27 protein-coding genes are annotated in these 26,692 nt (G+C 69.6%); 16 read left to right on the top strand and 11 right to left on the bottom strand.

Annotation, left to right across the window (positions count from 1 at the left end):
- Positions 1–19: 19 nt before the first annotated feature.
- A complete protein-coding gene (locus tag CACI_RS25325; protein ID WP_015793710.1) occupies positions 20–808 on the bottom strand; it encodes a hypothetical protein in 789 nt (262 codons plus the stop codon).
- Positions 809–853: 45 nt separating this feature from the next.
- Positions 854–1,582 carry a MerR family transcriptional regulator gene (locus CACI_RS25320; protein ID WP_015793709.1) on the bottom strand — a complete coding sequence of 243 codons (729 nt, stop codon included), beginning with the start codon at positions 1,580–1,582 and terminating at the stop codon, positions 854–856.
- Positions 1,583–1,752: 170 nt separating this feature from the next.
- Here CACI_RS25320 and CACI_RS25315 point away from each other — a divergent pair, with 170 nt between their 5' ends.
- The gene (locus CACI_RS25315) at positions 1,753–2,370 is read left to right on the top strand and encodes a DoxX family protein (protein WP_015793708.1); all 618 of its coding nucleotides are present in this window, start codon (positions 1,753–1,755) and stop codon (positions 2,368–2,370) included.
- 737 nt (positions 2,371–3,107) lie between these two features.
- Here CACI_RS25315 and CACI_RS25310 read toward each other — a convergent pair.
- Positions 3,108–3,677: a TetR/AcrR family transcriptional regulator gene (locus CACI_RS25310; protein WP_015793707.1), complete on the bottom strand. Its 570-nt coding sequence runs from the start codon at positions 3,675–3,677 to the stop codon at positions 3,108–3,110.
- Positions 3,678–3,772: 95 nt separating this feature from the next.
- Here CACI_RS25310 and CACI_RS25305 point away from each other — a divergent pair, with 95 nt between their 5' ends.
- From CACI_RS25305 to CACI_RS51445, 3 genes are all read left to right on the top strand, one after another.
- Positions 3,773–4,702 (top strand): aldo/keto reductase, encoded by a 930-nt coding sequence (locus CACI_RS25305; protein WP_015793706.1) that lies wholly within the window; start codon positions 3,773–3,775, stop codon positions 4,700–4,702.
- A gap of 114 nt (positions 4,703–4,816) precedes the next feature.
- A complete protein-coding gene (locus tag CACI_RS25300; RefSeq protein WP_015793705.1) occupies positions 4,817–5,290 on the top strand; it encodes a hypothetical protein in 474 nt (157 codons plus the stop codon).
- The gene (locus CACI_RS51445; protein ID WP_015793704.1) at positions 5,287–6,033 is read left to right on the top strand and encodes a hypothetical protein; all 747 of its coding nucleotides are present in this window, start codon (positions 5,287–5,289) and stop codon (positions 6,031–6,033) included. The genes CACI_RS25300 and CACI_RS51445 overlap by 4 nt, the downstream gene beginning before the upstream one ends.
- A 23-nt stretch (positions 6,034–6,056) precedes the next feature.
- Here CACI_RS51445 and CACI_RS25290 read toward each other — a convergent pair whose 3' ends face one another.
- Positions 6,057–6,572 (bottom strand): hypothetical protein, encoded by a 516-nt coding sequence (locus CACI_RS25290; RefSeq protein ID WP_143765387.1) that lies wholly within the window; start codon positions 6,570–6,572, stop codon positions 6,057–6,059.
- Between the two features lie 174 nt (positions 6,573–6,746).
- Between CACI_RS25290 and CACI_RS25285 the strand changes: the two genes are divergently transcribed.
- Entirely contained in the window at positions 6,747–7,043 is a 297-nt protein-coding gene (locus tag CACI_RS25285) for a DUF427 domain-containing protein (RefSeq protein WP_015793702.1), read from the top strand.
- Between the two features lie 44 nt (positions 7,044–7,087).
- Here the strand turns inward: CACI_RS25285 and CACI_RS25280 are convergent, their stop codons facing one another.
- The 3 genes from CACI_RS25280 to CACI_RS25270 all read right to left on the bottom strand — a co-directional run bounded on the left by CACI_RS25280 (position 7,088) and on the right by CACI_RS25270 (position 9,544).
- Positions 7,088–7,543 carry a VOC family protein gene (locus CACI_RS25280; protein ID WP_015793701.1) on the bottom strand — a complete coding sequence of 152 codons (456 nt, stop codon included), beginning with the start codon at positions 7,541–7,543 and terminating at the stop codon, positions 7,088–7,090.
- 37 nt (positions 7,544–7,580) lie between these two features.
- On the bottom strand, positions 7,581–8,351 hold the full coding sequence (locus CACI_RS25275) for an ArsR/SmtB family transcription factor (protein WP_041540450.1): 771 nt from the start codon (positions 8,349–8,351) through the stop codon (positions 7,581–7,583).
- A 140-nt stretch (positions 8,352–8,491) separates the two neighbouring features.
- Positions 8,492–9,544 carry a phosphatidylinositol-specific phospholipase C domain-containing protein gene (locus CACI_RS25270; protein ID WP_015793699.1) on the bottom strand — a complete coding sequence of 351 codons (1,053 nt, stop codon included), beginning with the start codon at positions 9,542–9,544 and terminating at the stop codon, positions 8,492–8,494.
- Between the two features lie 237 nt (positions 9,545–9,781).
- On the opposite strand from CACI_RS25270, the gene CACI_RS25265 reads away from it, so the two are divergent.
- Both CACI_RS25265 and CACI_RS25260 read left to right on the top strand, forming a co-directional pair.
- Entirely contained in the window at positions 9,782–10,621 is an 840-nt protein-coding gene (locus tag CACI_RS25265) for an SAM-dependent methyltransferase (RefSeq protein WP_015793698.1), read from the top strand.
- A gap of 187 nt (positions 10,622–10,808) precedes the next feature.
- Positions 10,809–12,617 carry an ABC transporter ATP-binding protein gene (locus CACI_RS25260; protein WP_041540449.1) on the top strand — a complete coding sequence of 603 codons (1,809 nt, stop codon included), beginning with the start codon at positions 10,809–10,811 and terminating at the stop codon, positions 12,615–12,617.
- A 42-nt stretch (positions 12,618–12,659) separates the two neighbouring features.
- Here CACI_RS25260 and CACI_RS25255 read toward each other — a convergent pair whose 3' ends face one another.
- Positions 12,660–13,352 (bottom strand): B3/B4 domain-containing protein, encoded by a 693-nt coding sequence (locus CACI_RS25255; RefSeq protein ID WP_015793696.1) that lies wholly within the window; start codon positions 13,350–13,352, stop codon positions 12,660–12,662.
- A gap of 171 nt (positions 13,353–13,523) precedes the next feature.
- Here CACI_RS25255 and CACI_RS25250 point away from each other — a divergent pair, with 171 nt between their 5' ends.
- Complete coding sequence (locus tag CACI_RS25250) at positions 13,524–15,587, top strand: phosphocholine-specific phospholipase C (RefSeq protein ID WP_015793695.1); 2,064 nt, start codon at positions 13,524–13,526, stop codon at positions 15,585–15,587.
- Positions 15,588–15,606: 19 nt separating this feature from the next.
- On the opposite strand, the gene CACI_RS50235 is transcribed toward CACI_RS25250, so the two are convergent.
- On the bottom strand, positions 15,607–15,813 hold the full coding sequence (locus tag CACI_RS50235; RefSeq protein WP_143765386.1) for a hypothetical protein: 207 nt from the start codon (positions 15,811–15,813) through the stop codon (positions 15,607–15,609).
- Positions 15,814–15,845: 32 nt separating this feature from the next.
- On the opposite strand from CACI_RS50235, the gene CACI_RS25245 reads away from it, so the two are divergent.
- Both CACI_RS25245 and CACI_RS25240 read left to right on the top strand, forming a co-directional pair.
- Positions 15,846–17,240 (top strand): S53 family peptidase, encoded by a 1,395-nt coding sequence (locus CACI_RS25245; protein WP_015793694.1) that lies wholly within the window; start codon positions 15,846–15,848, stop codon positions 17,238–17,240.
- Positions 17,241–17,504: 264 nt separating this feature from the next.
- Positions 17,505–18,719 carry an ROK family transcriptional regulator gene (locus tag CACI_RS25240; protein ID WP_015793693.1) on the top strand — a complete coding sequence of 405 codons (1,215 nt, stop codon included), beginning with the start codon at positions 17,505–17,507 and terminating at the stop codon, positions 18,717–18,719.
- Between the two features lie 162 nt (positions 18,720–18,881).
- Here CACI_RS25240 and CACI_RS25235 read toward each other — a convergent pair whose 3' ends face one another.
- Positions 18,882–19,637 carry a hypothetical protein gene (locus CACI_RS25235; RefSeq protein ID WP_015793692.1) on the bottom strand — a complete coding sequence of 252 codons (756 nt, stop codon included), beginning with the start codon at positions 19,635–19,637 and terminating at the stop codon, positions 18,882–18,884.
- A 63-nt stretch (positions 19,638–19,700) separates the two neighbouring features.
- Positions 19,701–19,922, bottom strand: a complete 222-nt coding sequence (locus CACI_RS50225; protein WP_143765385.1) for a hypothetical protein — start codon at positions 19,920–19,922, stop codon at positions 19,701–19,703.
- A gap of 340 nt (positions 19,923–20,262) precedes the next feature.
- On the opposite strand from CACI_RS50225, the gene CACI_RS25230 reads away from it, so the two are divergent.
- From CACI_RS25230 to CACI_RS25205, 6 genes are all read left to right on the top strand, one after another.
- The gene (locus tag CACI_RS25230) at positions 20,263–20,949 is read left to right on the top strand and encodes a ThuA domain-containing protein (protein WP_015793690.1); all 687 of its coding nucleotides are present in this window, start codon (positions 20,263–20,265) and stop codon (positions 20,947–20,949) included.
- A gap of 186 nt (positions 20,950–21,135) precedes the next feature.
- Positions 21,136–22,578 carry an aldehyde dehydrogenase family protein gene (locus CACI_RS25225; protein WP_015793689.1) on the top strand — a complete coding sequence of 481 codons (1,443 nt, stop codon included), beginning with the start codon at positions 21,136–21,138 and terminating at the stop codon, positions 22,576–22,578.
- Positions 22,579–22,603: 25 nt separating this feature from the next.
- On the top strand, positions 22,604–23,938 hold the full coding sequence (locus CACI_RS25220) for an ABC transporter substrate-binding protein (protein ID WP_015793688.1): 1,335 nt from the start codon (positions 22,604–22,606) through the stop codon (positions 23,936–23,938).
- A gap of 21 nt (positions 23,939–23,959) precedes the next feature.
- On the top strand, positions 23,960–24,850 hold the full coding sequence (locus tag CACI_RS25215) for a carbohydrate ABC transporter permease (RefSeq protein WP_015793687.1): 891 nt from the start codon (positions 23,960–23,962) through the stop codon (positions 24,848–24,850).
- Positions 24,847–25,752: a carbohydrate ABC transporter permease gene (locus CACI_RS25210; protein ID WP_015793686.1), complete on the top strand. Its 906-nt coding sequence runs from the start codon at positions 24,847–24,849 to the stop codon at positions 25,750–25,752. Before CACI_RS25215 ends, CACI_RS25210 begins: the two co-directional genes overlap by 4 nt.
- Positions 25,749–26,675, top strand: a complete 927-nt coding sequence (locus CACI_RS25205; RefSeq protein ID WP_015793685.1) for an aldo/keto reductase — start codon at positions 25,749–25,751, stop codon at positions 26,673–26,675. The genes CACI_RS25210 and CACI_RS25205 overlap by 4 nt, the downstream gene beginning before the upstream one ends.
- The last annotated feature ends 17 nt before the right edge of the window (positions 26,676–26,692 follow it).

The raw sequence follows: 26,692 nt of genomic DNA, 5'->3' as shown, positions 1-26,692 counted from the left end.
TGGCGGGATATATCAGCTCTCAGATTCGCGAGGTGGCGCGCTGCCAGTTCACGCGCTCGTGGCCGCCGTGCCAGAAGTCCTGGCGCGAGGCGCGGAGCCACTGGTAGCAGCCGGCCGCCCAGATCCAGCCGTTCTCGCCGACCTGGGCCCAGCGGTCGTGCGGGTCGGCGTGGGCCAGGATCGCCCAGGCTCCGGCGGCGATGGCGAGGGCGGCGATCAGCGCCGTGCGGCTGCTGGGGAAGGCGCAGGCGGCCATGACCGTCGTGAAGACGAGCAGCCAGGCCAGCACGTCCCAGCCGCGTCCCCTGCTCGGGCCGCTCGTCCCGAGTCGGAACGAGACGGCCAGCGGGAATGCCGCCGCGACCAGGCGCAGCCGCATCAGCCGCAGCTGTGCGAACGGTGTCCGCAGCGAGAAGCCGCGCCGGACGCAGATCGCGGTCAGCAGGGCGACCAGCAGCTGGCCGTAGCAGAACAGAAACGCCGCCGTGCCGTCCTTGGCCGCCCCGCTCCTCGGTCCCGCCGACGCCAGCGCGCCGGGCAGCAGCGCCCACACGGCGAGCGCGGCGACCCACACCGAGGTCGGGATCCACTCCACGCCGCCCCAGTACGTCAGGCCGATGACGACCAGCGGCGCCAGCGGAATCAGGGCACTGAACCACCCCGCACCGGTCAGCGCGGCGCCGGCGGTCGGGATCGCGGCGGCCACCGACCAGAGGGCGACGACCGTCCAGAACATGGCACGCGGCCAGCGCTCGCGGAGTCTGTCGACGAGCTTTTCGAGGCCGTCGAAGAAGGCGTCCAGCCCCATGGAATCCGTCCCCCCGCTTACTGACTTACTGTCCTACTTGCCGTCCTACCGCAGCCCGGCGCGCTCCTCGATCAGCTGCGTCGCGGCTTCGTCCAGTGCCATCCGCATCAGCGCCAGCATCGAGTCCAGCGCGAGCGGGCGCAAGCGGTCCAGGCCGCTGAGGATGTCAGGCCACTGATCGGCGGGGTGGCCGGCGGCTGCGAAGGGTGCCCAGATCTGGTCCATGTACAGCTGCACGAAGCACTTCGCGACGGCTTGCACGTGCGTGCGTGCCTCGGCTGCCGCCTTCAGGGCGCTGTCCGGGGGGATGCCCAGGGCCATCAGCTCGGCGCCGATGCGGGTCAGCTGCGGGGAGCGCTCCTCGAAGCGTCCGTTGCCGAGCGGGCGCAGCAGGCCGAGGTCGACGGCCTGGTCCAGGAGGGCGGTGCTGCCCTCGGCGTCGCCTTCGTCCAGGCCGGGGAACAGGGTGTGGATGTCGCCGAGGCGGACGACGCGCTTGTCGCCGTCGTCGAAGGCCTGGTGGACGGCGGAGGCGAAGGAGGCGAACTCCGCGCCGCCGCCGAGCATGCGCCGGATCGAGTCCAGGGTGAAGCCCTCGGCCTGCAGACGCTTGATCTGCTCCAGGCGCGCCAGGTGTTCGGGACCGTAGTAGCCCACGCGGCCGCGGACGGTCGGGGCGGGGAGCAGGCCGCGGGACTGGTGCTCGCGGATGTTGCGGACCGTCATCCCGGACAAGCGCGCGAGGTCGTCGACGCGGTATTCCTCGTCGTTCACCCCGTGTGCCTCCCGATGGACTGCGATGCCGTCGAGAATAACATCGCGATCACCGTCGGCGACGGCCCGTACCCGGCCCGACTGGCCCGCCCCAAGAAGCGCGCGCCGAAGGTCCGGCGGATAGTGGGGCATGCGACAGGGCATGCGACCAGCCGCTGGAAGGAGCCCCCATGGCCAGCCGAGGACTACGCACCGACCTGGGCCTGTTGGCACTACGCCTGGGCACCGGCGGCATCCTGATCGCCCACGGCACCCAAAAACTCTTCGGCTGGTTCGGCGGCCGCGGCCCCAAAGGCACCGCCGCGACAATGCACGCGATGGGCTTCCGCCCCGGCCTCCCCAACGCCCTGACGGCCGGCCTCAGCGAAACAGCCGGCGGCACCCTCCTAGCCCTCGGCGCCGCAACCCCAGCCGGCGGCGCCGCAGCCCTCGGCGCAATGTCAGCAGCAGCAGCGGTCCATCACCCATCCGGCTTCTTCAACAGCACCGGCGGCTACGAATACCCGGCCTTCCTAGCCCTCACCGCAACAGGCCTGGCAGTCGCCGGCCCAGGCCGATTCTCAGTCGACCACGCCACCGACAACCGCCTGAACACCCCACCAGTGCTCCTCAGCGCCTTCGCCGCCAGCGCACTGGCCGCGACGGAGGTCCTCCGCCGCCGAACGAAGGTCATGGCGGCACAGGCTGCGGCGGCAGGGGACGAAGCCGACGCGGAGGATGAAGCCGACTCGGGGGAGACGGACAACGCGACGCAAGCGGCGCACGATGCGGCGGCCGACCTGCCGTGAGGACAGCTGGCGCGGTTGAGGTGGCGAGGGGCGGTCGGCGCGGAGCCGAAGGGCTGCGAGCGCTGGCACCGGCGGCTGGGCTAGCGCGGCGGCGAATGGCTACCGGTGGTCGGGCGGCGAGGCAGCACAGCGGGGCGCCTGAATGCGAGTGCTCGCGGCGGGGGCGGCAGCGCGGCGGCGAATGGCTACCGATGGTCGGGCAGCCAGGCAGGTAGCGAGGCGCATGGTTGTGAGTGCTGGCACCGGCGGCGGGGCTAGCGCGGCGGCGCATGGCTACCGATGGTCGGGCAGCCAGGCAGGTAGCGAGGCGCATGGCTGGGCGTGCTGGCAGCGGCGGCGAGGCTAGCGCGGCGGCGCATGGCTACCGGTGGTCGGGCGGCGACGCAGGCAGTGGGACACGCGGCTGCGAGTGCTGGCTGCGGCGGCGAGGCTAGCGCGGCGGCGCATGGCTTCGATGGTCGGGCGGCGAGGCAGCGCAGCGGGGCGCATGAATGCGAGTGCTCGCGGCGGCGGCGCATGGCTACCGGTCGTCGGGCAGCCAGGCGGGTACCGGGGCACATCGATGCGAGTGCTCGCGGCGGCGGCGGCGAGGCTAGTGCGGCGGCGTATGGCTACCGATGTTCGGGCGGCCAGGCAGGTAGCGGGGACACATGGCTGCGCGTGGCGGCAGCGGCGGCGAGGCTAGTGCGGCGCGTGCTGGTAGGTCGGCGGGCGCTGGCCGGGCGATGAGCGGTGAGCTATGTCTGGCGCAGGCCGTCCATCAGCAGATCGAGCAGTCGTCCTGCCTGATCTCGCTGGTCGGGCAGTGTGCAGACCGAGAACACTCCCACTAGGGCCACCACCACGTCCTCGGCGTCCACGTCGGGGCGGAGGGTGCCGTCTGCTGCGCCGGCGTCGAGGATGCGGCGGACTGCTGTGCCCAGCTGTTCGCGGGCTTGGGAGCGGGTGACGGTGCCGTCGGCGATGAGGGCGCGGAGGGCGTCGGCCATTTCGCGCTTGGTGGCGATGTAGTCGGCGAAGTGGTTCATCCAGATGCGGAGTGCGGCTTGGGGTGGGTGGTTGGCGAGGAGTTCTTCGGCGGCGGCGCAGAGGCGGTTGCGTTCGGCCAGGTAGACGGCTTCTACCAGGGATTCGCGGGTGGGGAAGTGGCGGTAGAGGGTGCCGATGCCGACGCCTGCTTCCTTCGCCACCGCCTCGAGGGGGACCTTGGTGTCGCCGGTGGTGAAGGCGCGTTGGGCCACCTCGATGAGGCGTTGGCGGTTGCGTTGGGCGTCCGCGCGAGCCGGGGTGGGGGGTGGGGTGGGCATAAAGCGGAGGCTCCTCCGTTTCTGCTAACGTGGAGTGAAACGGAGGTTCCTCCGGTTCCTCCTCCACTATCTCACCTCATAGAGGGGAGTGGGACATGAACAGTTCCGACACCGCCACCGCCCCAGCACCCGGCGGGACCGCCACGCTCGCCGGACACCAGGTCGCCCGCATCGGATTCGGCGTCATGCAGCTCGCCGAGCACCGCCCGGGACGCCAGCCGATCGACCGCGACGCCGCCATAGCGATCCTGCGCACGGCCGTCGCCAGCGGCATCAACCACCTCGACACCGCCGACTTCTACGGCACCAACGCCGCCAACGCCAACGACCTGATCCGCGCCGCCCTGCACCCCTATCCCGAGAGCCTCGTGCTCGCGACCAAAGTCGGCGCGGAGCGCGACGCCGCCGGAGCCCTGGTGCCGGCGCAGCGTCCCGAGCAACTGCGCGCCGGCGTCGAGGCGAACCTCGCGCGCCTCGGCGCCGAGCGGCTAGCGGTGGTCAACCTCCGCCGCGTGGACGCCGCGCCCGGCATCATCGCCGAGGGCGACCAGATCGTCGATCTCGACAGCCAGCTCGCCGAGCTCGTGGCGTTGCGCGACGCCGGCAAAGTCGACGGCATCGGCCTGAGTAACGTCAGCGTCGACCAGCTCCGCCAGGCGCTGCCCGCAGGGATCGCGTGCGTGCAGAACTCCCACAGTCCGGTCGACCGCGCCGCCGAGCCGGTGCTCGATCTGTGCCGGAAACACGACATCGCCTGGGTCCCGTTCTGCCCGCTCGGGTCGGCGTTCCCGCAGTGGCCCAAGGTCGCCGATCAGCCGGCGGTTCGCGATGCGGCCGAGGCGCTGGGCGTCACATCGATCCAGGTCGGACTGGCTTGGCATCTGGCGCACTACGCGCACACCCTGCTGATCGCCGGCACGGCCGATCCCGCGCATCTCGCCGAGAACATCGCCGCAGGGGACGTACGCCTCGATTCCGGGACACGCGCCGCACTCGACGCGATCACCGTCCCGCCGCCCTCCTGAATCCGCCGCCGGCGGACCGCCCCCCGACTTCCCCAGCGACACAACGGTCTGTAATGCTGTCTGCCCGACCGACCACGGCGCGGCATGCTGCCATCGGATTTGGGGGAGTGACGGGTGGATTGGCTGCTGGCCATGGGCTACGGCGCGATCGGCGGCGCGGTCGTCGAAGCGGTGGTGAGTTCCGATCGGGTCCTGGCATGGAACGCCGCCCGGCATCAGGCGCTCGCGCGCAAGCCGGCCACGCCGGGTCCGGGGCTGTCGGCGTACGTTGATCCGCGGTCGGACGTCGCGGCGGGGCTGACCCGCATCCTGCTCGGCGCGGTCGCCGGTTTGGTCCTCCACTCGCAGGTGACCGGCGCCTACGCGGCGATCGCGGTGGGGTGCGCGGCGCCGGCCGTGCTGCGCCAGCTGGGATCGATGCGTCCGGGATCGGCGCTTGAGCCGGCGACCGAGCCAGCGACCGAGCCAGCGATTGAGCCCACGATAGGAACCACTGCCGAACCATCCCCTGAACCCACCCCCCAACCAACCCCCCAACCACTGGTCGAGATCGCGCCCGAGCCGACGACCGCCGAGGAGCACGGGTGAACCGCGGACCGAACCTGCGCCGCTACTGGTCCTCGCTCACCGGCCTCGGGCGCGGCCCGGCTCCGGAGCGGAACTGGCGCGGGAAGCCCTTCTGGCGGCGCTACCTCGCCTCCTTCTTCGTCCTGCCCCAGCCGCCGGAAGAGCTGGACGCCGACGGCGCCTCCATCTCGGAGGGCGCTCGCACCCCGCGCCTGCGCTACCAGTCGATGGTCTTGGCAGGCGCGGCGGTGCTCGCGGTGGTCGCCGTGTCCGTGACGCAGTTCGGCGGCGGATCGCCCGGCAACGACACCACGGGCACCGGCTCGGACCACGGCGCCTCCTCGAGCCACCCCACGAGCCCGACCACCTCCTCCTCCGGCCCGTCGACGCCGACGACCAGCCCGACCAAGCCCGGACCGTGGGCGGGCACCATCCGCGTCGCGATGAACGGCGAGAGGGTCACCTCCGGACCGCCGCCCGGCGCCGGTCTCGTCTTCGGTCTCGCCGTCGGCGGCCAGGGGGTTCTCGTCGGACCCGGCAACCTCGTCGCCTGGACCGACGACGCCAGTCCCACCGCGGCGAAATGCAGTGCCCTGCTTCAGGCACACGCGGTGTATCAGGCCACGGTCAAGGCCGGCGACAAACTGTGCGTCGCCGCTCTGAACGGACGCACCGCCTCGGCCAAGGTCACCGCCGAGGACCAGAACGCCTCCGACGGCGTCTACATCGACCTGGAGGTCGTGGCCTACGCGCCGGCGTCCTGACGCCCGGCGGTGGTCCCAGCGGGTTAACCCGCGACCGGCGTATGCGTGATCTTCGACGTGTCGAGGAACAGCGCCCCGAACGCCGTCGCCAGCGCCGTCAGCGCCGCGGCGGCGTTCATGTGATGCTGGCTGTTGATCGCCAGTGCCAGGGCCGAGGCGATGATCGCCCCGGCGCCGACCACGACCGCGATGTCCCACATCGGGTCCCGCTTCACCCGCAGCGCCGCGGCGTCGTCGTCCTGGAGCACCTCGACCTTCTTGGTCACCTGCGAGGCGTCGCCGAGCGCCACGGTGCCGCCGGAGACGTTCAGCACCTTCATCAGCGGGTTGATGATCCCGCCCAGGAATCCCGAGCCGACGACGCCGGCGAACTGCCCGACGTCCGGCAGGTTCAGGCTCACGGTGCGCCAGGAGACGACGGCCAGCGCCACGGCGACGACGGAGAAGCCGAGCAGCTGCGCGGCGCGCGCGAGCGCGGCGTTCGATATGGGGGCGTTCGAGGTCGGGGCGTTCAATATGGGAGCGGCGGCCATCATCACCTTCTGAGGATCGGTCCGTGGGTGAGGGCAGGAACAGCATTGCCCTGCGATGCCCGCCAAACAATAGGGGATGGTCCTGTTCGCGAGGCGGGCGGCCGGACCCCGCTGCCGCCGCCGGGAAGCATGCGGGCCCACGCCGGGTTACGTTGAGAGAACCGATCGAGGAGGACACACATGGCGATGCGAGCCGTATGGAACGGCCAGGTCCTGGCCGAGAGCGACGACACCGTGGTCGTCGAGGGCAACCACTACTTCCCGGCGGAGTCGCTGAACGGCGAGTTCTTCTCCGCCAGCGAGACCCACTCCGTCTGTCCGTGGAAGGGGCTGGCCAGCTACTACACCGTCACGGTCGACGGCGAGGCCAACTCCGACGCCGCGTGGTACTACCCGCAGCCCAAGGCCGAGGCCGAGCACGTCCGCGACCATGTGGCGTTCTGGCGCGGCGTGAAGGTGGAGCCCGTCGACGCGTAGGGACCGGCGCCGGCTGAGCGGGGCGGTGTCTGATCGCAGTCCGATCAGGCGCCGCCCTCCGCTGCTTCCGCTACGTCCGCTGCGTCGACGAACTCGACGACCTCGACAACTTCGACGACCTCGTACCGGTTGCCGTCCGGGTCCCGGAACTCGTACATCGGCGGCACCCCCGGCCACCGGAGCAGCTCCCCGACCTTGATGCCGCGCTCCCGCATGGAGACGTACTCGGTCTCGGCGTCCGGGACCATGAAGCGGATGCCGGTGTCGATCCCGACCGTGCCGTCGGCGACCAGCGCGACGGACACCGCGGCGCCCGGCGCGCCGACCGTGACCCAGCGGAAGTCCTCGCCGCGGCGCAGGTCCAGGCGCTTGTCGAAGCCGAGCGTGCCGGTGAAGAACTCCAGCGCCTTGTCCTGGTCGGTGACCGGGATGCCCACCGCGGTGATGTCGGTGATCGTGGTCTGAACTGCGGCCGGCGGTGTTTCAGTGTTCTGCGCCATGATGATCTCCTGTCCCTCTCTGAATATCTGACTCGCGCTACGCGTCGTCGTTCGTCGGCGTGTACATCAGCGATCCGGGCGTGGTGAGCGGTTCCCCCGTCTCCAGCCACGTCTTCAGCCCGGACAACACCATCGGCCACCCGCCGTAGATCTCCGGCGGCACGTCCGCCGGCAGCTGGTCGTGCACGACCGTCAGCCGGCAGGAGTCCCCGACCGGCTCGATCTCCCAGGTCACCCGGGTCGTCCCGGCCGCCTCGGCGTCCGGTCCCCACAGCGCCCGCATGCTCTGCACCAGCCGGTGCGGCGGCTCGACCACCAGGTTCACGCCCTCGATGATCGGCCTGCCGCCGTCGGGGTGGCTCTGCCGGTAGTCCGAGCCCGGGCTCCAGTCGGACTCCACCGCCAGCCCGAAGTGGTACTTCGTCCGGATCTCGGGATCGGTGATCGCCTCCCACAGCCGCTCGGGCGTGGTCCGGATGTAGATCTCGAAGACGCGTTCCATCTCTTCCTCCAACTCGCGCTTCAGGCCCACCAATCCGGCAGCCCACTGCTCGGTGTACTTGCCGACCCACCGGTCGTGGACCAGGCGGATCGGGACCGCGTTGAGGAAGTGCAGCTTCTCCCGGCCGCGCCGGCGCGCCACCACCAGCCCCGCCTCCTCCAGGATCTTCAGGTGTTTCGCCACCGCGATCCTCGTCATGTCGTGCTGCGCCGTCAGGGCCGCCAGCGTCTGGCCGTCGCGGGCGAACAGCTCGTCCAGCAACGCCCGGCGCGTCGGATCGGCGAGGGCTTTGAACACGGGGTCCATGGCTCCACAATAGGAAACCATTTGGTTTCCTGTCAATGGTCGTGGCGCCGACAAGCACACTGCCCGGCCGTGAGACCACGGCCGGGCAGTGTGCGGTGTTCAGACGTGCAGCATGTGGAGCAGCAGTGCGGACAGGCGGCTCAGCCGCGCGGCAGCACCTCGGACAAGACCGGCGGCAGCCCGGTCCAGTCCGTCGAGACGACAGTCGCGTGCTTGCTCGCCAGCAACGCCACCCGCGCCTGAGCGTCGGACTGGCTCGGCGCGGTGTCGCTCAGCGCCGGGGCGACGTTCTGCGCGTCGGTCATCGTCAGCAGGTAGTGGTTGGTGTCGTACCAGGAGGTGTCCACGCTGGTGACGTAGGTGTTGGCGTCACCGTCGAAGACCACGAACCACGGCCGGATGGAGGTGTCGGAGTACTGGGAGCGGGGGTCGCCCGTCTGGGCTCCGAGGACCGAGGGGAAGACAGCAGCCTGCGACGCCTTGCCGGCCGCCGCGAGGTTCTTCAGGTACGTGGCGTACTCGACGTCCGTGTGCAGGGTGTCGAAGGGGTTGCCAAGTTCCACCGTGCCGGGGATCACGTAGAGGATGACCTTTCCGGCCAGCGCCGAGCGCGCGGGCCAGGCGTCGGCCTTCGCCGCCGCGTCCAGGGTCGGGTAGGTCCCGTTCAGCAGGTCGGAGGGCCGGTACACCAGGCTGCCGAGGTGGGCGTTGATCAGCGCGTCCAGCTGCGCCGGGCCGAGGCCGCTGTTGGCCTCGAAGCCCTGCTTGAGCTCCAGCTTGATGTACAGCGGGCCGGTGGTGCTGTGCGAGGCCAGCCAGTACTTGACGTCGTCCAGGCAGGACCTGAGGTCCTTGTTCGCCGACCCGGTGTAGATGTCGGCGGGCTTGGAGGCGTTGACGCAGTTGTTGCTGTTGCCCAGCGGGTTGCTGTGGCTGACCTTCCACTCGGTGGTGAAGACGTCGGTCCAGGTGTCGAGCTCGATCATCGACGTCCCGGTGTCCAGCGCGTTGGCCAGGTGCGGGAACTGGGAGCCGTCGTCGTAGGTGTTGTGCAGGCCGACCACGCTGCTGTGGGACAGCGGGGCGGAGCTCGTGTCGGCCGCGGCCGGCGCGATGGTCGCGGCCAGCGCGAGCACGGCGGCGCCGAGGGTCGCGGCGCCGGCCGTGAGCCGGCGGAGCCAGGGTGCGCTCATGGGTGGGGTCCTCCTGGTGGCGGTCCGGGAGCGGGGGTTTCGCTCGTTCCGCGGTGCAGGTTAGCCGCGATGTCAGGAGGAAGACAGAGTCCTCAGATGAACCATGTGTGTCTGTCGGGAATACCGTCCGTAGGCAGCGGGCGCCGCGGACGCCGAGAACTCCTCGTTTACAGGGCCCTGATACGATCACTGCGGTCGGCGCGCCCCTGTGCGCGCGGGGACGAGAAAGGGTGGGCGATGACGAACGAGGTCCGGTCCGGGCAGGCGCCGAGCGACGACTACCCCGCGGTGGACCTGCGGATGGACGTGCCGCACTCGGCGCGCGTCTACGACTACCTGATCGGCGGCAAGACCAACTTCGAGCCCGACCGGATCGCCGCGAACGCCTCGGTGGAAGCCTGGCCCGCGCTCCCGATCTCGATGCGCACCACCCGGGACTTCATGCAGCGCGCCGTGCGCCATCTCGCCGAGGGCTACGGGGTCCGGCAGTTCCTGGACATCGGCACCGGCATCCCCGCCTCGCCGAACGTGCACGAGATCGCCCAGGCCATAGCACCGGAAAGCCGCGTCGCCTACGTCGACAACGACCCGATCGTGCTCACCCATGCCAGAGCCCTGATGTCCAGCACCGACCAGGGCCGGACCTGCTACGTCGACGCCGACTTCCGCGATCCGGAATCGATCATCGCCAACCCGCGCCTGCGCGCCGTGCTCGACCTGTCCCAGCCGGTCGCGCTGTCGCTGATCGCGATCGTGCACTTCATCCTGGACTCCGACGACCCGCAGGGCATCGTGCGCCGCTTCATGGACGCGCTGGTCCCGGGCAGCTTCCTGGCGCTGACGGTCTTCACCGGCGACACCGACCCGGTCGGCGTGGGCGGCGTCAGCCGCGAGTACAACGCGCGCGGCATCCCGCTGCAGGTGCGCGACAAGAGCGAGACCGAGGCGTTCTTCGAGGGCTTCGAACTGCTCGACCCGGGCGTGTCGCTGGTGCACCACTGGCGGCCGGACCCCGGCGTCGCGCCGATCCGGGACCAGGACATCGCGATGTACGCGGGGGTCGCGGTCAAGCGCTGAGGCGCGCGCCGGCCGTCAATCGCCGCTGATTACCGCTGATCGCCGCTGTTATTCGCGTGCCCTCCGCGGCACGCGGCGATAGCCTGCCCGCGTCGGAACGACCAGCACCGCCGAACGGAGACGACCATGGCCGCGACGGGATACCCCGGACCCCTGTTCGTCGTCTCCGCCCGGAGGGCATCCCTTGTTGTTCCGTCTGTTGGAGAATTCTGCTGACCCCTTCCGCCCCCACGGCCGGGGCACCCCGCCGGCGACGGCCCGCCGGTTCCTGACCGGCGAGTTCCGGCCGCTGCGGCTGATCGTCGTCCTGGCGCTGGCCACCACGGTCGCCGGCGCCGCGATCGAGGTCTGGCTGATCGGGTACGCCGGCCGCCTGGTCGACATGCTCGCCGCGACCAGCCGCGAGCGGTTCTGGGCCGAGCACGGCCGCGGGCTCGTCGTCGCGGCGGTCCTGACCCTGCTTGTCAGGCCGCTGATCCACGTCTTCAGCGAAGGCCTGGACGACATCGCCTTCCGGGTCAACGCCCAGACGCTGGCCCGCTGGCGGCTGCACCGGTACGTCTCGCGCCAGTCGGTGGGCTGGTTCCGCGACGACCTCGCCGGCCGCGTCGCCACCTGGGTCCGCGACGGCGGTACGGCCGCGGCCACCGCCTCCTACGCGGTCATCCACACGCTCGTCTCGGTGGCGGTCTACATCGCCGGGTCGGTGTGGCTCATCGCCTCGATCGACCCGCGGCTGGTGCTGCCGCTCGCGGCGTGGATCGTGCTGTACTCGGCGCTGCTGGTGTGGCTCGTCCCGCGCTACCGCGCGGCCCACGAACACATGCAGGAGACCGAATCCGAGCTCACCGGTCTGCTCGTCGACACCTATGCCAACGCCGACACCCTCGCGCTGTTCCCGGACCGCGAGGCCGACGACCGGCGGGTGTTCGCCGCCGCCCGGCGCGCGTATCTGAGCGTGCAGCGCGTCGAGGTGACGATCAACGCGAGCATGACGACGCTGGGCGGCGCGCTGCTCGTCGGCCTGATCGGTTACGGCATCGTGCTCTGGCGCGCCGGCGCGGCGCCGATCGGCCTGGTGGCGGCGGCCTCGGCGCTCAGCTTCCGTATCACGTCGATGGGGGAGTGGCTGCTCGACGCACTCTCGGACATGTTCGGCGCGCTCGGCCAGCTGGACCGCTCGTTGCGCACCGTCGCGCAGCCGCTGGCCGTCGAGGATTCGCCGAAGGCTGTCATCCTCCCGCCGGCCAAGGGTCGGATCCGCTTCGAAGGTGTCAGCCACCATTACGGACGCGGCGCGGGCGGCCTGGACCGGCTCAGCCTCGACGTCGCAGCCGGCGAGCGCGTCGGCTTGGTCGGCCGTTCCGGCGCGGGCAAGTCGACGGTGGTCAGCCTGCTGCTGCGCTTCTACGAGGCCGAGTCCGGCACGATCTCGATCGATGACCACCGCGTCGCCGACGTCACCCAGGACAGCCTGCGGCGGCAGGTCGCGGTGGTGGCGCAGGAGGCGACGCTGCTGCACCGCTCCGTCCGCGACAACATCGCCGGCGGCATCGCCACCGACGACGAAGCGGTCCGCGCGTCCGCCCGCCGCGCCGCCGCCGACGGATTCATCGCCGCGCTGCGCGACGCGCAAGGGCGTCAGGGCTATGACGCGCTTGTCGGCGAACGCGGCATCCGGCTCTCCGGCGGGCAGCGCCAGCGCATCGCCCTGGCCCGGGCGCTGCACCGCGACGCGCCGATCCTGATCCTGGACGAGGCCACCTCAGCGCTCGACTCCGAGGTCGAGGCCGCCATCCAGGAGACGCTGGAGGAGGTGATGGAGGGCCGGACGGTGATCGCGATCGCGCACCGGCTCTCCACGATCGCGCGCATGGACCGGATCGTGGTGCTCGACGAGGGACGAATCGCCGAACAGGGCACGCACGAATCGCTGCTGGCGCTCGGCGGGCTGTATGCCGCGTTGTGGTCGCGGCAGTCCGGCGGCTTCCTGTGATCTGTCCGACCAGCTCCCAGTAGCTCTCGTAGCTCTAGTGGCTCAGACGGTGAACCGCGGTGCTTCCTGACTCAGCACCGCGGACACCGGCGTCACCCGCCACACCGCCGTCAGCTCCTCGACCAGCGTCTTCATCAGGGCACTGATGTCCTCGGCGGCTGACTCGTGCAGCGCCTCGGCGACGATCAGGACCCGCGAGGTCTGCGCGCGCACCGCCGACAGCCCGCTCTGCCGGTTGGTCCAGCGGCGCGCGTGGGAGGTGTTCTCGGAGTCGGCGAAGATCACCTCGCCCGGCTCGGGGTTCTCGGTCGTGCCGCCGAAGGTGTGGTAGACCTCGTCGCCGATGGCGGGGCGGACTTCGAGGTCGCCGGAGATCTGGTCGAGGTCGAGGGCTGCGACCGGGATCGCGAAGGCGACCGAGACCGCGTTGCACAGGTCGATCAGCGGGTGGATGCGGGGGAGTTCGCCTTCCTTGCGCAGGCGGCGCAGCAGGGCTTCGGAGGCGCAGCGGTACTGCGTGGGCTTGAGTCCCATCGTCGAGAACGCCTGGCGCCAGGCCTTGATCTCGGCGAGGTCGGATTCGGCGCCGCCGGCGAGCCGGGCGTTCGCGATCGCCGTGAAGCGGGCGACCTGTTCCTCGACGTCGGCGTCCGCGGTGATGCCGGCGGCGGTGATCGCCGTGGCGGCCAGGCCGGGATGGGCGGACCGGATGGCTGGGGCGTGCTGGAAGTACATGGGGACAGCTTTACCGGACCGGTCGTCGCGGCGAACAGGACCAATCCTGTTCGCAAAGTGTGGACCAACCTGCTCTTGAGGGTCTGGTCTGTTCGGCCGCGGTCACTGAGAATGCTTCATGTTTGCCCCCACACCCCACCGCATCCCCCCTCACCCCCAGGAGGCCTCATCGTGGCGCCTGTTTCCCGCCGCACCTTCCTCGGCTCCGCCGCCGCCCTCGGCGCGACCCTCGGCCTGGAGAGCCTGCCCGGCTCGATCTCGCAGGCCGCCGCCACCGGCACCGGGACGATCCGCGACGTCAAGCACGTCGTGGTGCTGATGCAGGAGAACCGCAGCTTCGACCACTACTTCGGGAGCCTGCAGGGGGTGCGCGGGTTCGCCGACCGCGCGACGGTCCAGATCGCGGGCGGCTACTCGGTGTTCAACCAGCCGAACGGCTCCGGGCGGCAGTACCCGTGGCAGCTGTCCGACACCAACACCTGGTGGTTCGGGACCACCAAGGAAGAGCTCGCACAATGCGACGGCTCGCTGGATCACAGCTGGTCCACCCAGCACGCCGCCTGGAACAGCGGCAAGATGGACAGCTGGATCTCGGCCAAGGGCTCCAACCGGACCATGGGCTTCCTGAACCGCACCGACATCCCGTTCCACTACGCGCTCGCCGACGCCTACACGGTCTGCGACGCCTACCACTGCTCGATCCTGTCGGCGACCGGCCCGAACCGCACCTACCTGTGGTCCGGCATGATCGACCCGAACGGCACGGCCGGCGGACCGGCGTACGACGGCGGCTCGGAGTCCAACCTGAGCTGGCAGACCTACGCCGAAGCGCTGCAGAACGCCGGGGTGTCCTGGCGGGTGTATCAGAACGCGAACGACAATTACGGCGACAACGCGCTGGCCTACTTCAAGCAGTTCACCGGCGCCGCCACGTCCAGCCCGCTCTACCAGCGCGGCATGTCCTCGGTCCCGGCGGCCAAGAACTCCACCCCGGACGACATCGCCGCGGCGATCAAGGCCGACGTGCTCGGCGGCACGCTGCCGCAGGTGTCGTGGGTGGTGGCCAACCAGGCGTTCTCCGAGCACCCCGACGCCCCGCCGAACGACGGCGCGCACTTCGTGAACCTGGTCGTCCAGGCGCTCGCCGCCGACCCCGCGACGTTCGACTCCACCGTGCTGTTCCTCAACTACGACGAGAACGACGGCTTCTTCGACCACGTCCCGCCGCCGGTCGCGCCGTCCGGGACCGCTGCCGAGAGCACCCATGGCGCGCCGGTCGGGCTGGGCTTCCGCGTCCCGATGGTCGTGGTCTCGCCGTGGACCCGCGGCGGCTGGGTCGATTCGCAGGTCTACGACCACACCTCGGTGATCCGCTTCCTGGAGACCTGGACCGCGGCCCTGGGCACCCCGGCGACGTGCCCGAACATCAGCGCCTGGCGCCGCCAGGTCTGCGGCGACCTCACCGGCGCCTTCGACTTCGGCCACCCGGTCAGCGGTCTGCCGAGCCTGCCGGCGACCAGCACGGTGATCGGGCAGTCGTTCTGCAACGCGCAGACCAACCCCAGCCCGGCGACCAACGCGCTGCCGGCGCAGGAGAGCGGGACACGTCCGGCGCGGGCGCTGCCGTACCAGCCGAACGCGTGGGTGGACCACCTGGAGTACGACGCCAACGGGCAGATCCTGATCTGGCTCCAGATGGCGAACCAGGGTCCGCAGGCGAGCGCCGCCGCGCACTTCTCGGCGTATGCGAACGCTTATCGCAGCGGCGGTCCGTGGCAGTACACGGTCGGCGCGTCCAGCAACGGGACCGACGGCAGCGCCAAGGACTTCTTCAACATCGGCACGAACTACGGCAACGGCCAGTACGACCTGACGGTGGTCGGCCCGAACCGCTTCCTGCGGCGCTTCGCCGGCAACGCCAACGGCAGCGGCGCGACCGCCGAGGCGAGCACGTACTACGCGCCGGCGCCGAACACCGGGCAGCAGGCGGTGTGGTTCTCGATGAAGAACACCGGGACCAGCACGGTCACGTTCACGATCACCTCGACCAACTACCGCACCGACGGTCCGTGGACGTACCAGGTGGCGGCCGGGGCGACGGTCGCCGACTACTTCAACGCGGTCGCCTACGACCACGGGTGGTACGACTTCACCGTCACGGTGAGCTCGGATGCGGCGTGGAGCCGCCGGGCGACCGGGCACATCGAGACCGGGGCGGCGAGCGTTACCGGCTGACATTGGGGACGCTGCCTCATCAGGCACGACTGCTCGGCCGCCGCGCACATGCGCGGCGGCCGAGTTTTTGTTCTACCCGCGCGCCGTCTCCCTCCCCTCTCTCCGCGCCGCGTGATTTCGCCCTCTTCATCACCTGCGCCATGTTTTGACGAATTTTTGGTAAACCCTTGGGTAGCCCTCTGATCCAATTCTTGCCAATGTCCATATCCGGCACCACCACTGCCACCGCCACCTCCCTTGCCACTCTCAGGAGGAGTCATGCATCGGACCTCATCAGGGCTCGGCCACCGCCGGGTCCTCCGCACGGGCGCCAGGCTCGCCGCCGCCGGAACGGCGGTCGCGCTGTCCGTCGCCCTCGGGGTCGCCGCGAACGCGGCCGACGCCGCGCCGGGCGCGATCCCGCATCCGGTCCCCACCCCCGGGCACCAGCACCACCACTTCAGCGCCGCCGTCAGCGAGGTGGGCGCCGCCACGACGCTCCCGGACCGGGTCAAGCGCGTCGAGCAGGCGCTGCAGTCGTCCTCCTCGCAGCTGCAGAAGGCTTACGACACCGCGCCGCTGTACGCCAAGCACATCGACGGCACGGGCCTGACGATCGCCACGCTGGTGGCCTTCGGCGACAAGAACGCCCAGAGCTACCTCAACCAGTACGACAGGGAGAACGGCCTGCCGGCCGCGACCGTGACCACCATCGAGCCGGCCGGCGCCGTGCCGGCGTGCACCGACCCGGGCGTCGACACCGGCGACTGCGACGGCTGGGGCGGCGAGACCGACCTGGACATCTCGATGATCCACACCCTCGCCCCCGGTGCGAAGATCCTCATCATCGCCACCCCGGTCAGCGAGACCGAGGGCATCACCGGCTTCCCGGAGCTGATGTCCGCGCTGGACTCCACCGTCGCCCACCACCAGGCCGACGTCGTCTCGATGAGCATGGGCACCCCCGAAGACGACTTCGCCAGCTCAGCCCAGCTGCACACCCTGGACAGCCACTTCAAGAACGCCACCGACCACGGCGTCACCGTCCTGGCCTCCAGCGGCGACGACGGCGCCGACGGCATGCACCTGGACGGCACCACACCCTGGGGCAAGCGCGTCGTGTCCTTCCCCGCCGACGAGTCCTACGTCACCGCGGTCGGCGGCACCGTCCTCTCCCTGAACACCAGCGGCACCCGCACCAAGCCCGACAAACTCTGGCCCGAATCCGGCGCCGGCGTATCCCACGAATTCGCCATCCCCTCCTGGCAGCAGACCACCGCCACCACCACCCACGCCACAGGGCGCTCACTACCGGACATCACCCTGGAGGGCACCTCCGGCACCTCGGAATCCTCACCCCTGATGGCCGCCATCGTCGCACTCGCGGACCAATCCGCCGGCCACGACCTCGGCCTGATCAACCCCGCCCTCTACGCCGTCGGTCCACACGGCACCACCTCCGGCATCGTCGACGTGACCAAGGGCTGCAACTCGACCTCCTCAGTAACCGGCTTCTGCGCCACCACCGGCTTCGACACCGCCTCCGGCTGGGGCACGATCGACGCCGCGAAGTTCGTGCCGGCGTTGGTCGCGGCTTCGGGATCAACCAGCAGCATTCGGATCGATAACGGCGGTCGCGTGCCAGGGCGCGTCTCGCTCAGCACGACGCAGTGAGCTGATGCGGTGAGGTGAGTCACAGTGGCGGGCGCCTCGGGGCTTCGGCTCCGGGGCGCCCGGCTGCGGCTTGCCTCGCCCGTGACCTGGGCGCGAGACGCCGATGGCGCTGATGAACCATGAGCTGGCGGGCGTCGAGACCGTCTTCATCGCCTCTCATCCCGAGCTGGCGCATGTCTCCTCCACGCTCGTCGCCTCGCTCGGACTGTAAGCGCTCTCACCGGCACGCACCGGGGCGACCGGCTGTCTGGCACAATTCGTCATGTGATCCAGGCCGGTGCGCAGACGACGCGCGATCTTCGCCGTCGTAGCCGCGCCACCTTGCTGTCGTGTATCTACCTCGGGCGGGCGGTGAGCCGTCCGGAATTGGCGCGGTTGGCCGGGATGAGCTCGGCGGCGGTGAGCAATGTCGTGTCGGATCTGATCTCCGACGGGCTGGTGGCCGAGGCCGGGTCGGTGGACTCCAACGGTGGGCGGCCGCGCACGATGCTCGCGGCGCGGCCCGGGTTCGGCTACGCGGTCGGCGTCGACATCGGCGAGACTCACATCCACGTGGTGCTGTTCGACTGGACGCTGTCCACCCTGGCGACCTCCACGCACGAGATCCGCGTCGGACGCCTGGATCCGGATGTCGTGGTGCGCCTGGTCGTCTCCGGCGTGCGCTCCCTGCTGGACAGCACCGGCGTTCCGCACGAGCGGCTGCTCGGTATCGGTATCGGCGTCCCCGGCGCGGTGCAGGAGGGCGAGCGCGGCGTGGTCCACGCACCGACGCTCGGCTGGTCCGGCGTACCGCTCGGCGACGCACTGCGAGCAGAGCTCGACGCGCCGATCCTCATCGACAACTGCGCACGCACCCTCGGCCAGGCTGAGGCATGGCGCGGCGCGGGACGCGATGCACGCCGCGCGGTCGTCGCCCTGTGGGGCGTGGGCGTCGGCGCCGCGATCGCCGAAGGCTCCTCCCTTGCCGAAAGCGGCTCCAGCTCCACCAGCGAGTGGGGCCACGCGGTGATCGAAGCCCGCGGCCGCGCCTGCCGCTGCGGCTCCCACGGCTGCCTCGAGGCCTACGTCGGCGCCACGGCGATCCTCGACGCGTACCTGGCCCACCCCGCCGGCAAGCCCTTCACCAGCGACGGCACCGAAGCCAAAATGGCCGAACTCGCCGCCCGAGCCACCACCGGCGCCGACGAAGCCGCCACCGCCACCTTCGACGAAGCAGCCGAGTACCTGGGCATCGGCGTCGGCAACCTGATCAACATGATCAACCCCGACCAGGTCATCCTCGCCGGCTGGGTAGGCGAACAACTGGGCCCCCTCCTCATGCCCGCCATCCGCGAAGCCGCCCGCCGCCACGCCCTCCCCTACCTCTTCGACCAAACCCGCATCGACGTCGGCGAACTGGGCCCGGGCGCGGTAGCCCTCGGCGCCGCAACCCTGCCGGTGGCGCGACTGCTGGCAGCAGGCGGACACTTCGCAAGCTGAGCGCGACAGCTACGAGCACCGGCTCGGGCGCGGCGCTGGTATCGGGCTTGGGCTCGATCACGGCTGCGAGTACCGATTTTCCCGTGGGCTGCCGTGCACCCTTCAGAGTCGCCGATACGCAGGCCTAATCAGAACGGCCACACACAAAGACCGGGCGGCGCCCTAGATCACCGCGCTACCACCGATGGCTGCCGGGTCTACGTCGAGCGACCGCAGCGCGAGAATCTTCGTAGCTTGAGGCGTTGAGGCCACCACATCCGTTTCGAACAGACACTCGAACGGGATCATTGCCCTGACCAGTGGCTCCTGCATGAAGGCTTTGCTGTGGACCAGCCGTGCGCCAGCCCACGTACCAAGTCCGTAGGCGCCCGCCACAATCAGTACCGAGGCCTCCGGATTGAACGGGTTCACTGCACGGACTAGAACGCCGAAGTCAGTACCCTCGCCGTTCGTAGGGGGATCCGGGTCATAGGTCTTTCCTCCGTGTGCGTCTCGGATGGCAAACGTATGGGCGGGCGGATCGAGAAACTTGAACGTCCCAGCCAATCGCTTCATGACCTCGCGAGTCATCGAATTGGTGTCGGGACCCCCGATGAGGATCAGATCGTTGCGCCGAGTCTCGGCCTCCAGCCGTCCGCCGTAGATGATCTTCGGTTGGCCGGCTCCGATACTGACGAGATGCTGCTGCAGTTCGGACACCGCAAAGGCATCGCCGATGCCCATCAACCCGGCAGTCTCCCACCCGGTTACGCTGTGCGCTCCGACGACGATGTTGACCGTCGGCCCTGCGAGTTGACGCCAGAGCCCGCGAGCGTGTCGGTAGCGAAGCCGATTCGCCGCCGCTCCACGGGCCCACCCCGCAGTCAGGCCGATCAAGGCGGACAGCAAGTTGATCGACACATCGTGGAAGTCGCTCATCCTGCCTCATCATCGTCGGCGACCGATCGCTGCGCATGATTCTCACGGTGTCGTCCGAGTTGTCTACCAGACATCCCGACCTTCGGGCGACTTCGCGGTGCATGCGAACACCGCTCCGAGGTTCGCCCGCGCTTCAAGGCTCCGTCGGTTCTGGCCCGGGGATTCGCGACCGCTTGCCGAGTCCACCATGGCGCCAGTATCAGGGATCTTGTTCACCATGTCGAGGGTGGACACCACGCTCCTGCCGCTTCGCGCGGGCCCGATGATGCAGCGCTTGGCATCCATAGGGGGCATCCTCAGTCGCCCCGCAAACGCGGCCGCCGCTGACAAACCCAAACGTGTGCGCAGCGACTCGGACCCGTGCGTGACGTATGTGGCGTCCGGCTCCGCCTCGGACTTGGTCCGCTGTCGCCATTCGGTTTCGGATTTGTCGTCGGTCGCGAGATTGCAGCCATCTTCCGTCAAAACAGTCGGCTGATCTGCCCTCGTTCGCCCTGGTCTGCCCGATCTTCTTCGTCCCACTGCATGGTCATCGGCATTGTCAGTCGTGGATCACTTCCCTTACGTTGTAGACAAAGTGGCGGGCGTCGGGTGCGGCGCCCCTTCGACGTGCCCGGGAGGTCGTATGGCAGGCAGTGATGCCGCGGTTCCGCGCCGTGTGGTGGTCGTTCGTGGGGGATGGGAGGGGCATGCTCCGGTGGCGACTACTGAGGTGTTCGTTCCGGGGTTGGTGGCGGCCGGGTTTGAGGTGGTGGTCGCGGATGATCTTGATGTGTACTGCGATGCCGAGTTGCTCGCCGGGACTGATCTGGTTGTTCAGTGCTGGTCGGAGGGGGAGGACGCGGCTGAGTTGAGCAGGAAGCAGAGTGCCGGGTTGGTGGGTGCTGTGGCTGCCGGGATGGGGTTCGCCGGGTGGCATGGCGGGGTGCTGGCTGCGTTTCGGGATCCGGACTATCTGCGCATGGTGGGTGGGCTGTTCTTGTTTCATCCGCCGGAGTTTTTGACCTATCGGGTCCGGATTGCGGCCGAGCATGCGGAGCATCCCATCGTTGCCGGGCTGGAAGATTTCGACGTTCACAGTGAGCAGTACTGGGTGCTCGGCGATGGCCGCAACACGGTGCTCGCGACGACTGTCGTGGAGTCGCGGGACGGGGGTCAGGGCGAGGGTGCTGTGGCCATGCCCGTGGTCTGGACCAGGCGTTGGGGCGCCGGCAAGGTGTTCGTTTCCGCGGTGGGGCATCGGGTCGAGGACCTGCGGGCGCCGGCTGTCAGAGTCCTGACGGAGCGCGGTCTGCTCTGGGCGGCGCGGTAGGCGGGGCGGGTGCCGGGGGCGTTGACACGGGTTTTCCGCCCCCTTATCTTTCATCGTTAATTAAGTCCGGCGGTGAGCGGGCGGACATCAGCGCGACACCTGCACCACCGCAAGCGCGACCCATGCACCACCGCAAGTGCGACATCACGCAGGTTCTGCCGGCGAATACAGAGATCAAGGTCCCTGATGAGTTCTGTCAGCACGGAAGCCACGGAAGCGGTCGAGTACACCGCCGAAGTCTTCATCGACGGCCGCTTCGAATCCCCCGCCTCGGCGTGGCGGCCGGTCCTGGACAAGGCGGCCGGGACGCCGTTCGCCCGCTACGGCGACGCCTCGGCCGAGCAGGTCGACCGCGCCGTGGCCGCCGCCCGCCGCGCGCAGCCCGCCTGGGCCGACACCGACGCGAACACCCGCTGCGACGTCATCCGGGCGTTCGCCGCGCAGCTCCAGCGGCGCCACGACGAGCTGATCACGCTGCTCGTCCGGGAGACCGGCGGCACGGCGGAGAAGGCCGAGGAGGAACTCGGCCAGTCGATCAACCAGCTGCTGAACTCCGCGACGCAGCTCACTGAGAACGCCGGCTCGATCCTGCCGCCCTACAAGCCCGGCAAGATGTCCCTGTCGCGCGCCGTCCCGCTCGGCGTCATCGGCCTGATCGTGCCGTGGAACTACCCGATGAGCCTGGCGATGCGGGCGCTGGCGCCGGGCCTGGCCTACGGCAACGCCGTCGTCCTCAAGCCCGCCGAGCTCACCCCGATCGCCGGCGGCCGGATCCTCGCCGAGGCCGCGCGCGCCGCCGGCGTGCCGGACGGTCTGCTGGCCGTGCTGCCCGGCGACGGCCCGGCCACCGGCGCCGCGCTGTCCCGCCACCGGGGTCTGGACCTGATCCACTTCACCGGCTCCTTCGAGGTCGGCGCGGCGATCAGGGAGCACGGCGCGCGCACCGGGACCCCGGTGATCACCGAGCTCGGCGGCGACAACGCCTTCGTCGTGCTCGACGACGCCGACGTCGAGCAGGCCGCGAGCTGCGCGGTCTGGACCGCCCTGTGGTACCAGGGCCAGACCTGCATCAGCGCCGGCCGCCACATCGTGCAGCGCGCGATCGCCGCGGAGTTCACCGAGGCGGTCGTCGAGCGCGTCCGCAAACTGCGGGTCGGCGACCCGCTGCGCGAAGAGGTGGACCTCGGCCCGGTGATCAGCGCCGGGCAGCTGGCCCGCTTCCATGAGGGGCTCGTCCTGCCCTCGATCGACGCCGGCGCGCGAGTCGCGGTCGGCGCCGAGCACGACGGCCTGTTCTACCGCCCGACGGTCCTCACCGACGTCACGCCGGACATGCCGATCTTCCAGGAGGAGACGTTCGGACCGGTCATGCCGATCACCGTCGTCGACTCCGAACTCCAGGCTCTGGAGCTCGCCAACCGCCACCGCACGCTGATGAACTCCGTGTTCTCCGGCGACCCGCTGCGCGGCTACGAGTTCGCCGAGCGGCTGCACAGCAACGAGGTCCACGTCAACGACGGCTACGCCCGCCACGGCGGCGAAGGCCAGCTCGCCGGCTTCACCCGCCGCCAGTGGATCGGCCTGCAGACGACGCCGGTCTCCTACCCGGCCTGGGCTCAAGGTGTCTGAAATCATCATCAAAGGAGGCAATGGATTGCGCACCAACCTCATGAGGGGCACCGCCGCCCTCACCCTGGCCGTCACCGCCATGGCGATGACCGCATGCAGCAGTAGCAGCTCCTCCAGCTCCGCGCCCAAAGGCGGTGCCGCCAGCAGCGGCTCGCACGGCAAGGTGACCCTGTCCTTCGTCAACTGGGACGGCGGCATGCAGTCCGCCGTCGACCAGTGGAACAAGGCGAACCCCGACATCCAGGTGCAGCTGACCAAGCCCTCGGGCACCGGCTACACGCTCTACAACAAGCTGATCACCAACAACGCCGCCGGCACCAACCCCGACGTCACCGAGGTCGAGTACCAGGCGCTCCCGGCGCTGATCGCCAACAAGGTGATCGTGCCGATCGACCAGTACGTCGGCGACATCTCCGCCGACTTCGACAAGTCCTCGCTCGCGCAGGTCCAGTTCGAGGGCAAGACCTACGGCGTCCCGCAGAACGTCTGCCCGATGGTCTTCTTCTACCGCAAGGACATCTTCGACTCCCTCGGCCTGAAGGCGCCGACGACCTGGGACGAGTACGCCGCCGACGCCGCGACCATCCACGCCAAGAACCCCAAGCAGTACATCGGCAACTTCTCGGCCGTGGACTCCGGCTGGTTCGCCGGGCTCGCGCAGCAGGCCGGCGCCAACTGGTGGACGACGACCGGGACCACCTGGAACGTCGCCATCGACGACGCGCCGACCCAGAAGGTCGCGAACTACTGGAGCGGCCTGATCGACAAGGGTCTGGTCTCCCCGGAGCCGAACTGGTCCCCGCAGTGGAACACCGACATGAACAACGGCACGATCATCGGCTGGGTCAGCGCGCAGTGGGCGCCGAACCAGTTCCCCTCGATCGCCAAGGACACCGCTGGCAAGTGGGTCGCCGCGGCGCTTCCGGCCTGGACCGCTGGGGACTCCACGGTCGGCATCTGGGGCGGGGAGACCGAGGCGGTGACCTCGAACTCCAAGCACCCGGCCGAGGCCGCGAAGTTCGTGAAGTGGCTCAACGCCTCCTCCGACGGTGTCAAGACACTGATCCAGCAGGTGGACGTCTTCCCGGCCTCGCTGGCCAACCAGAGCCAGGACTCGCTGAAGACCCCGCCGCCGTTCATGTCCGACCAGGCGGACTACAACACGCTGATCGCCTCCGCGGCGAAGAACGCTCGCACCTTCCAGGTCTGGGGACCGAACGCGAACGTCACCTTCGACGCCTACTCCAACGACTTCGCCGCCGCGCTGCAGAACAAGACGCCGCTGACCGCGGCGCTGACGCAGATGCAGCAGGCGACCGTCGCCGACCTGAAGAAGCGCGGCTTCTCCGTCACCGGCTGAGGAAGGGCGAGAGGACAGGACATGAAGGTTCGTCGCCGGCGTCACACGCTGCTTCCACAGGCTCTGCTCCTCCCGGCCGTGGCGTTGTTCCTGCTGTTCACGGTCGCTCCGGGCGGCTACGCGATCTACCTGAGCTTCATGAAGCAGAAAGCCGGCGGCGGCCTGTTCGGGACCGACAACCCGACGACCGTCTTCGCCGGGCTGGAGAACTACCGCGCCGCGTTCGGCGACGCGGAGTTCTGGCACAGCATCGGCCGGATGCTGCTGGTCGCCGTCGTCGGAGTGCCGGCGACCATCATCTTGTCGACCACGTTCGCGCTGTGCCTGGACGCCAAGCGCGCCCGGCTCGTCGGGTTCTCGCGGCTGGCGATCTTTCTGCCGTACGCGGTGCCCGGCGTGGTCGCCACGCTGCTGTGGGGGTTCATGTACCTGCCGGCGACCAGCCCGATCGGCGGGAACACCGTGAACTACTTCGGTTCGCACATGGTGTTCTTCTCCGTGGCCAACGTCGCGGTGTGGGGCGTGTTGGGCTTCAACATGGTCGTCATCTACACCTCGCTGCGCGGCCTGCCGCGCGAGCTGTTCCAGGCCGCCGAGCTGGACGGCGCCAGCGAGCTGCAGATCGCGCTGCGCGTCAAGCTGCCGATGCTCGCCCCGACGCTGACGCTGGTGACCGTCTTCTCGCTGATCGGCGCGCTGCAGCTGTTCAACGAGCCCACGACGCTCAAGCCGGTCACCAACGCGATCAGCTCGACCTGGGTGCCCTTGATGAGGGTCTACACCGACGCCTTCGTCGACAACGACATCTACCGCGGGGCGGCCGCCTCGTTCCTGCTCATCGTGCTGACGGTCGCCGCGACCGTGGCCGCCAACACGGTGCTCCGTCTAGTAGCGCGTAGGAGTGAACGATGACAGCCGCCACGACCGGGACGGCGAGCAGGGCCGCGGCCGGGTCCGGGGGGACCCGGCCGGGCGGTCCGCACCGCACCAACTGGATCCCGACCATCATCTTGCTGGTCGGCGCCGTGTACTGCGTGCTGCCGGTGGTGTGGATCGTGATCGCCTCCACCAAGACCAACAGCGAGCTGTTCTCCAGCGCGCCGTTCGCGCCGTCCTTCCACGGCGGCTTCTTCTCCAACCTGCGGGCGCTGTTCGCCTACGACCACGGCATCTTCACGCGCTGGGCCGTCAACTCGGTGATCTACGCCGTCGGCGGCGCGACGCTGTCCACGATCGTGTGCGGCTGCGCCGGCTATGCCTTGGGTAAATACCGCTTCTACGGCAGCGTCTGGCTGTTCCGGGTCATCGTCGCCGCCGTCCTGCTCCCGCAGATCATGCTGGCCATCCCGCAGTTCCTGCTGCTGGCCAAGCTCGGCATGACGAACAACTACGCGGCGGTGATCCTGCCGCAGCTGGTCAGTCCGTTCGCCATCTACCTGTGCAAGGTCTACGCCGAGTCCTCGGTCAGCGACCAGGTGCTGGAGGCGGCCCGGGTCGACGGCGCCTCGGAGTGGCGCAGTTTCCTGTCGATCGGCGCGCGGCTGATGACGCCGGCGCTGGTGACGGTGTTCCTGCTGCAGTTCATCGGGATCTGGAACAACTTCCTGCTGCCGTTCGTGATGCTCAACCGGGACAACCTGTTCCCGCTGACCGAAGGGCTGTACGGGCTGCTCATCATCACCGGCGGGCAGGCCGCGCAGTACACCATCGTCATCGTCGGCGTGCTGGTGTCGATCGTGCCGCTGGCCGCGGTGTTCCTGCTGCTGCAACGGTACTGGCGCGTGGACCTGGTCTCCGGAGGGGTCAAGGCATGACCGTCGATCTTCCCCGGCTGGGCTTCGGCGCGGCCGCGATCGCGAACGAGGGAGTCGGCCTCGGGCAGGCTCTGGACTGCGTGGACGCGGCCTGGGACAGCGGGATGCGCTACTTCGACACCGCGCCGATGTACGGCTCCGGACACTCCGAGCGTCTGCTGGGCTTGGCTCTGCGCGGTCGGCCGCGTGGCGAATACGTGCTGAGCACCAAGGTCGGGCGCCTGGTCCGACCTTCGCATCCCGACACCGCGACGACCGGCGCGCCCTGGATCTACGACTTCAGCCGCGAGGGCATCCTGACCTCGCTGGAGGAGAGCCTGCTGCGGCTCGGCGTCGAGAGCGTGGACATGGTCTACATCCACGATCCCGACGACCACTGGCGCGAAGCCCTGGACGAAGCGTGGCCGACCGTGGCCCGGTTGCGTGACGAGGGAGTGGTCCGCGCGGTCGGCGTCGGCATGGTCCAGGCGCCGATGCTGGCCCGCTTCATCCGCGAGACCGACATCGACCTGGTGCTCGCCGCCGGGGTCTACACCCTGCTCGACACCCAGGCGATCGACGACCTGCTGCCCGAGGCCGAGCGCCGCGGCGTCACCGTCGTCGCGGCGCAGTCCCTGCACGGCGGGCTCATCGACGGCGTCGCGGAGCCCATGTTCCGCTACCGTCCGGTCGATGAGCAGACCCGTGCCAAGACGGCGCGTATTGCAAAGGTCTGTCATGAATTCGGACTGCCGACCGCAGCCGTAGCTCTGCAATTCCCTAGGGGACATCCCTCTGTCGGATGTGTCCTCACCGGTCCCGCATCGCGCGAGCAATTGACGGAGAACCTGGCCTGGGCCGCGCAGCCGATACCGCCTGAAGTCTGGGCCCGCCTGCGAGAAGAGGGACTGCTGCCGCCGGAGGTTCCGGTCCCCTCGCGGTGATCCGGCGCGCGCCGCCG

The organism is Catenulispora acidiphila DSM 44928 (assembly GCF_000024025.1).
In the GTDB taxonomy this organism is placed as follows: Bacteria; Actinomycetota; Actinomycetes; order Streptomycetales; family Catenulisporaceae; genus Catenulispora; species Catenulispora acidiphila.
The sequence above is the reverse complement of the archived record's forward strand: the minus strand, read 5'-3'. Positions and strand labels throughout refer to the sequence as shown.

Excerpts from the sequence above, each read along its gene's own strand:
- CACI_RS25305 (WP_015793706.1), top strand. The coding sequence starts at position 3,773 with ATGAACAGTTCCGACACCGCCACCGCCCCAGCACCCGGCGGGACCGCC.
- CACI_RS25270 (WP_015793699.1), bottom strand. The coding sequence starts at position 9,544 with ATGAGCGCACCCTGGCTCCGCCGGCTCACGGCCGGCGCCGCGACCCTC.
- CACI_RS25205 (WP_015793685.1), top strand. The coding sequence starts at position 25,749 with ATGACCGTCGATCTTCCCCGGCTGGGCTTCGGCGCGGCCGCGATCGCG.
- CACI_RS50225 (WP_143765385.1), bottom strand. The coding sequence starts at position 19,922 with ATGGATGCCAAGCGCTGCATCATCGGGCCCGCGCGAAGCGGCAGGAGC.
- CACI_RS25215 (WP_015793687.1), top strand. The coding sequence starts at position 23,960 with ATGAAGGTTCGTCGCCGGCGTCACACGCTGCTTCCACAGGCTCTGCTC.
- CACI_RS25245 (WP_015793694.1), top strand. The coding sequence starts at position 15,846 with ATGCATCGGACCTCATCAGGGCTCGGCCACCGCCGGGTCCTCCGCACG.
- CACI_RS25315 (WP_015793708.1), top strand. The coding sequence starts at position 1,753 with ATGGCCAGCCGAGGACTACGCACCGACCTGGGCCTGTTGGCACTACGC.
- CACI_RS25275 (WP_041540450.1), bottom strand. The coding sequence starts at position 8,351 with ATGGACCCCGTGTTCAAAGCCCTCGCCGATCCGACGCGCCGGGCGTTG.
- CACI_RS25255 (WP_015793696.1), bottom strand. The coding sequence starts at position 13,352 with ATGTACTTCCAGCACGCCCCAGCCATCCGGTCCGCCCATCCCGGCCTG.
- CACI_RS25235 (WP_015793692.1), bottom strand. The coding sequence starts at position 19,637 with ATGAGCGACTTCCACGATGTGTCGATCAACTTGCTGTCCGCCTTGATC.
- CACI_RS25265 (WP_015793698.1), top strand. The coding sequence starts at position 9,782 with ATGACGAACGAGGTCCGGTCCGGGCAGGCGCCGAGCGACGACTACCCC.
- CACI_RS25230 (WP_015793690.1), top strand. The coding sequence starts at position 20,263 with ATGGCAGGCAGTGATGCCGCGGTTCCGCGCCGTGTGGTGGTCGTTCGT.
- CACI_RS25280 (WP_015793701.1), bottom strand. The coding sequence starts at position 7,543 with ATGGCGCAGAACACTGAAACACCGCCGGCCGCAGTTCAGACCACGATC.
- CACI_RS25310 (WP_015793707.1), bottom strand. The coding sequence starts at position 3,677 with ATGCCCACCCCACCCCCCACCCCGGCTCGCGCGGACGCCCAACGCAAC.
- CACI_RS25285 (WP_015793702.1), top strand. The coding sequence starts at position 6,747 with ATGGCGATGCGAGCCGTATGGAACGGCCAGGTCCTGGCCGAGAGCGAC.
- CACI_RS25225 (WP_015793689.1), top strand. The coding sequence starts at position 21,136 with ATGAGTTCTGTCAGCACGGAAGCCACGGAAGCGGTCGAGTACACCGCC.
- CACI_RS25325 (WP_015793710.1), bottom strand. The coding sequence starts at position 808 with ATGGGGCTGGACGCCTTCTTCGACGGCCTCGAAAAGCTCGTCGACAGA.
- CACI_RS25210 (WP_015793686.1), top strand. The coding sequence starts at position 24,847 with ATGACAGCCGCCACGACCGGGACGGCGAGCAGGGCCGCGGCCGGGTCC.